At 37.7% G+C, this 7362-nt stretch carries 7 protein-coding genes and 1 pseudogene; all 8 read left to right on the top strand.

Annotated elements, in window-relative coordinates:
- Positions 1-518 (top strand): hypothetical protein (locus tag GQR46_RS13515; RefSeq protein WP_206009583.1); only part of this gene is annotated, 518 nt, incomplete at its 5' end.
- Positions 518-1273: a glycosyltransferase gene (locus GQR46_RS13520; protein WP_165721194.1), complete on the top strand. Its 756-nt coding sequence runs from the start codon at positions 518-520 to the stop codon at positions 1271-1273. The genes GQR46_RS13515 and GQR46_RS13520, both read left to right, overlap by 1 nt.
- A 76-nt stretch (positions 1274-1349) precedes the next feature.
- On the top strand, positions 1350-2363 hold the full coding sequence (pseB, locus tag GQR46_RS13525) for a UDP-N-acetylglucosamine 4,6-dehydratase (inverting) (protein ID WP_024589834.1): 1014 nt from the start codon (positions 1350-1352) through the stop codon (positions 2361-2363).
- A 10-nt stretch (positions 2364-2373) separates the two neighbouring features.
- Positions 2374-3534 carry a UDP-4-amino-4,6-dideoxy-N-acetyl-beta-L-altrosamine transaminase gene (gene pseC, locus GQR46_RS13530; RefSeq protein ID WP_165741221.1) on the top strand — a complete coding sequence of 387 codons (1161 nt, stop codon included), beginning with the start codon at positions 2374-2376 and terminating at the stop codon, positions 3532-3534.
- Between the two features lie 2 nt (positions 3535-3536).
- On the top strand, positions 3537-4223 hold the full coding sequence (gene pseF / locus GQR46_RS13535) for a pseudaminic acid cytidylyltransferase (RefSeq protein ID WP_165721192.1): 687 nt from the start codon (positions 3537-3539) through the stop codon (positions 4221-4223).
- Complete coding sequence (pseG, locus tag GQR46_RS13540) at positions 4217-5740, top strand: UDP-2,4-diacetamido-2,4,6-trideoxy-beta-L-altropyranose hydrolase (protein WP_165741222.1); 1524 nt, start codon at positions 4217-4219, stop codon at positions 5738-5740. The genes pseF and pseG overlap by 7 nt, the downstream gene beginning before the upstream one ends.
- Before the next feature lie 7 nt (positions 5741-5747).
- Positions 5748-6809, top strand: a complete 1062-nt coding sequence (pseI, locus tag GQR46_RS13545) for a pseudaminic acid synthase (RefSeq protein ID WP_165741223.1) — start codon at positions 5748-5750, stop codon at positions 6807-6809.
- Positions 6810-7050: 241 nt separating this feature from the next.
- Positions 7051-7362, top strand: a pseudogene (locus GQR46_RS20550) (hypothetical protein); the annotation flags it as partial.

The following is a 7362-nucleotide window of genomic DNA, read 5'->3' on the forward strand; positions in this document are numbered from 1 at the left end:
CGCCTTTGAAAATGTTTTCTAAGCAATTAGATGTAGATAGAGTAAACCTGCTAGCTGATGATTTTAGCTATAATAAAGTACTAGTATTTAACTTAGGTTTTGATAAAAAATCACCTAACCAGGATACGCATTGGTTATATTTCCCAGATAAAAATATCAACTTCTACAGAGTTGGCTTTTACGATAATATTTTGGGTAGTGATAAGCTAAGTATGTATGTAGAGGTTGGTTACTCACCCGAAGATGACGTTGATATAGAGACACAACTACAATTAACGATAGATAATTTGAAGGCTGTGGGTATTATTGATGACCACAAATTGATTTCTCATTGTTCCATTGTGATGGATCCTGCGTACGTACATGTTAGTGACAAATCGAATTCTTCAAAACAAAAAATATTAGAAATTTTATCTCAAAAAAATATTCATTCCATAGGTCGTTATGGAGACTGGAAATACTGTTCTATCGAGGACTCAATGCTTGACGCAATAAACCTAGCAAGTGAAATTAGCTAATGTTTAAAGAGCACCTAGTTAGTATTATAATGCCAGCTTATAACTGCGAGGCTTTTATCAAAGAAAGTATCGAATCTGTGATGGCTCAAACATATACACACTGGGAACTAATCATTGTTAATGATTGCTCAACAGACAACACTCTAGCAGTGGTCACTGAGTTTTCAGATCCTAGAGTTACTTTAATAAATAATGAAGTAAACTTAGGTGTAGCAAATAGCCGAAATATTGCGATAGAGAAAGCCGAAGGGCGTTTTATTGCCTTCTTAGATAGTGACGACCTTTGGTATAGTACTAAGTTAGAAAAACAAGTAATAGCCCTATGTAAAGCGGGTGAAAATACTGTCTGTTCCCACTCTTCATATGAAAGAATTGATGAATTTGGCAGTGTATTAACTCGAGTAAGTATAAAAAATAGCGTTAATTTTAAAACTCTTTTAAAGAGTAACTTTATTGGTAATTTAACAGGTATAATTGATCGCTCTAAAGTTGTATTACCTAAACAAAAAGAGATAAAACACGAAGACTATGTAATGTGGCTCGAGATTTTATCTAGTGGGCAGGATTTTTACTCGTTAGGAGTACCTGAAGTCTTGGCAAAATACAGAGTTAGAGCTGGTTCCATATCGGCTAATAAGCTTAAATCACTGACTTGGCATTGGCATATACTTCGTTACCATATGAGGTTGAATATATTTCAAAGCTCATTATTTATATTAAATTATTTATATTTTGCTAGCAGAAAGCGAGCATGATCTATCGTAAAATTATTTTTTAGGTGAAATTACGCTTTAGTAATAGCTCTTAAAATAGTCTCATATTGGAAAAGTTATGTTAAACAATAAAACAGTTTTAATCACGGGTGGCACTGGGTCATTTGGTAAGAAGTTTATAGAAACTATTTTAGCGCGTTACCCAGATGTAAAAAAAATAATCATCTATTCGCGCGATGAATTAAAGCAGTCTGTAATAAAACAAAAGTACCCAGCATACGATTACCCGCAATTACGTTTTTTTATTGGTGATGTTCGCGACAAAGAACGTTTAACGCAAGCGTGTGAAGGTGTAGATGTCATTATTCACGCAGCAGCTATTAAGCAGGTTGATACCGCTGAATACAATCCAACAGAATGTATTCGTACAAACATAGATGGTGCTGAAAATGTTATTCATGCCGCATTAGCGTGTGGTGTAAAAGATGTTGTAGCGCTATCGACAGATAAAGCATGTGCACCAATTAATTTATACGGTGCCACTAAACTTGCGTCAGATAAATTATTTGCTGCTGCTAATAATATTCGCGGCTCGAAAGACATTAAATTCAGCGTTGTTCGTTATGGTAATGTAATGGGTTCTCGTGGCTCTGTTATTCCTTTCTTTTTAGAAAAACGAAAAGAAGGTATTTTACCAATCACACACAATGAAATGACTCGTTTTAATATATCGCTTCAAGACGGCGTTAATCTAGTTATGTTTGCCTTGGGTAACCATCTTGGTGGTGAGATATTCATCCCTAAAATCCCGTCATACAAAATTTTAGACATTGCAGAAGCCGTAGCACCTGAATGTGAAACGCGTGATGTAGGTATTCGCCCAGGTGAAAAACTACATGAAGAAATGATTACAGATACTGACTCGTTAAATACGATTGATTTGGGTCCATACTACGCAATTTTACCCTCTGTATCGTATACATATACCGAAGAAGAATACCTTGCTCACCATAAAGCTGAAAAAGTACCATTTGGTTTTAAATACAACTCAGGAACAAACACTGAGTGGGAAACAATTGAAGGCTTGCGTGAGCTTATTGTTGAACATGTTGACCCATCGTTTGAAGTATAGAGATAGCTAAATGATACCGTATGGAAAGCAAGATATAACTCAAGCAGATATTGATGCTGTGGTTAATATATTAAAGTCGGACTTTTTGACGCAAGGGCCACAAGTCCCTGCGTTTGAACGTGCACTGATGGATTCAAGCGGCGCCAATCATGCCTTGGCTGTTAATAGTGCAACGTCAGCTTTGCATATTGCTTGTTTAGCGCTTGAATTAGGGGCCGGTGATATATTATGGACAACACCTGTCACTTTTGTAGCCTCAGCTAATTGTGGTTTGTATTGTGGCGCATCAGTAGATTTTGTTGATATAGATCCCGCAACTTATAATCTTTGTCCTGTAGCATTAAAAGAAAAGCTTATCCGCGCTAAAAAAGAAGGTATTTTGCCTAAAGTTTTAGTTGCAGTGCATTTATGTGGTCAGCCATGTGACATGAAAGCAATCCATGCGTTATCTATAGAATATGGCTTTAAAGTCATTGAAGATGCTTCACATGCAATAGGTGGACGTTATTTAGAACAACCAATTGGCTCATGTGAATACAGTGATATTACCGTGTTTAGCTTTCACCCTGTTAAAATTGTTACCACTGCAGAAGGTGGTGCGGCATTAACTAATAGCAAAGCACTTGCAGACAAAATGGCACTTTACCGAAGCCATGGAATAACACGTGACGAAGCATTAATGGAAAATGCATCGCATGGTGGTTGGTACTATGAGCAAGTGGATTTAGGTTTTAACTACCGCATGACGGAGCTGCAAGCTGCACTCGGTGTTTCGCAAATGAGCCGGTTAAGTGAGTTCGTTTCCGCACGTCATGAATTAGCAGTGCGTTATTACGATAAGCTGGCCAGTTTACCGATTGTACTGCCTTATCAGTTGCCTAACACTTATTCTGGCTTACATTTATATGTTATTCGTCTAAACCTAAATGAAATTAGCAAAACGCATAAAGAAGTGTTTGACGAGCTAAGAGAAAACGGTATTGGTGTTAACCTGCATTATATTCCAGTGCACCTACAGCCTTATTACCAAAAAATGGGCTTTAAACAAGGTGACTTTCCAAATGCAGAGAGTTATTACAGCAATGCTATTTCATTGCCGATGTTTCATGGTATGACCCATGAGCAGCAAGACGAAGTTATCAGTAAGCTAACACTAATATTAGAAGCCTAATCATGAATATAGCAATCATTCCTGCTCGTGGTGGAAGTAAGCGTATACCTCGCAAAAATATCAAAGAGTTTCACGGTAAGCCAATGATTGCTTATTCGATTGAAGCGGCTTTAGACAGCAAGTGTTTTGATAAAGTAATTGTCTCTACAGATGATACTGAAATAGCTGATATTGCAATACAATATGGGGCAGAAGTGCCATTTATGCGCCCTGCTAATATTGCGGATGATTATGCAACTACGCTTGATGTAATAAAGCATGCTGTCGAGTATACCGAGTTACAGGGATGGGATGTTGAAAATGTATGTTGTATATATGCAACCGCTCCTTTTTTAATACCTGAGTTTATCCAGCGCGGATTTATAGAGCTGACATCGAGTAATATAGATTACGCCTTCAGTGCAACAAGTTTTCCTTTTCCAATTCAAAGAGCTTTAAAGCTTAATGATGCACAATGTGTTGAAATGTTTCAGCCAGAACATTTAAATACTCGTTCGCAAGATCTCGAAGAAGCATACCATGATGCCGGGCAGTTTTATTGGGGCACTGCGAAGGCATTTATAGCAAAAAAAGCTATTTTTGGAACAAGGTCGAAGGCTGTTTTGTTACCACGTAAACGAGTACAAGACATAGATACACCTGAAGATTGGGAATTGGCAGAAGCTTTGTTCCGAGCGATTGAATGCTAAAGGTCGTAATTAGGGCTGATGCGTCTTCTTACATAGGCAGCGGCCATATCATGCGTTGCTTAGTATTGGCTGATAGGCTAAAACTAGATGGTCACGACGTTTTATTTGCCACCCGCCCGCAAAACGGTGATTTAGTCACATTTATAAAGCAGCGTGGTTTCTCTATTTATGAATTACAGCAACCTGCAGATTGGCTAGTACCAACCTCGACTGCGGATTATGCCGCGTGGTTGCAAGTCACTGAGTGTGATGATGCCCAAGAATGCGCTACTGCATTCGATAGTCCTGATTTAGTTATTACAGACCACTATGGTATTGGTGCACAGTGGCATAAGGTAGTAAAAAAAGCGTATAACTGTAAAATCATTGCAATTGACGACTTAGTAAGAGAGCACGCTGCAGACTTGATTATAGATCAAACATTGCTTAGAGAGCCAAGCGAATATCATTTATTAAACTCTAAGGCCAGCGTCTTAACAGGCACGCAATATGCAATTATAAATACTCACTTTTCGCATCGACATTCATCACAATTGATAGCTTTAAATACATTAGCGAATACACCGCGTTTATTATTATCTATGGGGGGTATAGATGCCCCCAATGCGACATTGCATGTACTTGATGTTTTAAAGAAAAGCGTTAACCCGCCAATAACGACTGTATTGCTTAGCCCTAAAGCACCTCACTATAAAAGTGTTACAGAGTTTGCTGTAAAGCATAGCGCGTGGTTGACTCATATCGATTTTGTAGATGACATGGCTACTCTCATGTGTGAACATGATATTGCCATTGGCGCGCCAGGCTCAACGTCATGGGAACGTGCTTGTGTCGGCTTACCAAGTATTGTTATTGCACTTGCTGATAACCAGCAGACTATTTGTAAAAATTTAGAAGCCGTTGGTGCTGCAATTAGCGTTGAGTTAGAGGCGATTAGTAAAAATTTAATGAAGGCGTATGAGCAGTTAATTACAGACTATTCAAAAATGCGAACAATAAACCTGCAGTTATGTGATGGGCAAGGTGTTAAGCGATTAATGAAGCATATTACTCAATTATTTAGCGGTTCACTAACCCTAAGATTAGCGACACAGCTTGATGTTGAACAGGTGTATGCTTGGCAATGTAAACCCGAAACACGTCGTTATGCACTTAATAAAGACGTTCCGAGTTTGGCTGAGCATCGGGCTTGGATGACTAAAAAGCTAGCAAGTAAAAATGACTACTTTTATGTCATTGAGCTAACCAATAGCACAGATGAAAAAACGACTTCTGTAGGTGTGGTCAGGTTAGATATGACAGCCGTAGATACGTATACCATTTCCATCTTTATAGCACCAGAACACTTTGGTAAAGGGGTTGCGAAACTCGCTTTAAAACAAGTAGATATATTACATCCTACAAAAATTATACATGCTGTTGTACTAAAAGAAAATGCAGCATCACAAGCTTTGTTTAGCCGAGCTGGCTACCAACGAATTAATGAAGAGCAATTTACTCGACAACCTGTGGAGTGAGGGATTTATGAATAAATTTATTACTATCGATAACAGAAAAATTGGCCCTGGCTATGCGCCGTATATCATTGCTGAAATGTCAGCGAATCATAACGGTGATATCGAAAATGCCTACAAAATAATGGAAATGGCAAAAGAGTGTGGTGCAGATGCAATGAAGCTGCAAACTTATCGCCCTGATACCATAACAATGAAAAGCGATAACCCTGAATTCTTAATTAAAGGTGGGTTGTGGGATGGTAAAACACTGTATGACTTATATGAAGAAGCGCACATGCCGTGGGAATGGCATAAACCTTTATTTGAAAAAGCCAAAGAGTTAGGTATCACTATTTTTAGCTCGCCGTTTGACTTTACTGCCGTTGATTTACTCGAAGAGCTTGGTGCTCCTGCGTACAAAATAGCGTCATTTGAGGCCATCGATTTACCATTAATCGAGTATGTTGCGAAGACTGGTAAGCCAATGATTATCTCAACGGGTATGGCGAACGAAGAAGAAATACGTGAAGCAGTAGAAACAGCAAAAAATGCAGGGTGTAAAGAGCTTGTTGTACTGCATTGTGTAAGTGGTTACCCAGCGCCATCAGGCGATTATAATTTGGCGACTGTTGCAGATATGGCCACACGTTTTGATGTATTAACGGGTCTATCAGACCATACTATTGATAATACGACGGCTATTACATCAGTGGCGTTAGGCGCATGCTTAATAGAAAAGCATGTAACGCTTAATAGAGATGGTGGTGGACCGGATGATAGTTTCTCACTAGAAAAGCCAGAGTTATTACAATTATGTAGAGACTCTAAAATAGCATGGGAAGCGGTTGGTAAAGTAAATTACGAGCGAAAAGAGAGTGAAAAAGGCAATGCAATATTTAGGCGCTCACTCTATGTGGTAAAAGATGTTGCTGAAGGTGAGTTATTTACACATGAAAATGTAAAAAGTATTAGACCTGGTTATGGTTTAGCTCCCAAGTACTTACATGAGGTACTTGGAAGCTTAGCCACGCAAAGTATTAAAGCTGGAACAGCTTTAAAAAAATTGTATGTAGAAAATAGAAAAAAATAATCTAACATACTTTCTTATGCAATTATTTAAGCTATTTCATGCTAATAGTTATCAAATGATGAAAGGTTTTACACAGAATTTATAATTCTGGGTACAAATAATTGCAAAGTTTTTTATAGCTAGATTGCTCATCTGGCTCTACTTCAAGTATAATACTCAGAGAATCAAGCCGTTAATGCTAAATTCTACAAGGATGGTGCATGTAAATGTATATTATTTTTATCAACCAAAAGATTTTAACGTGAATAAACTTTTTTCTAATTCATATATTTGCCATTTTCTTGGTATCGCTTTCACATCAATATGTGTTGTTTTATCTTCAATGTATCCAATATCTGAAGAGTCTGTTAGAAACTCGCTTATTTTAGTGTGTGGGAGTTATTTGGCAACAGCATTCGCTTTACCTTTAGTTGCAAAGTACCTATTAGTTGATCGTAAATATTATATAATACCCGTAATATTTTCTGTTTATGGTATCTCTTTATCTCTAATATTATTATTACGGTTTGATTATTCTTTATATCTTTTAGCAATAGGAGCGGCTTTTAGTTTT

It is taken from the genome of Pseudoalteromonas sp. Z1A6 (genome assembly GCF_011378745.1).
In the GTDB taxonomy this organism is placed as follows: domain Bacteria; phylum Pseudomonadota; class Gammaproteobacteria; order Enterobacterales; family Alteromonadaceae; genus Pseudoalteromonas; species Pseudoalteromonas arctica.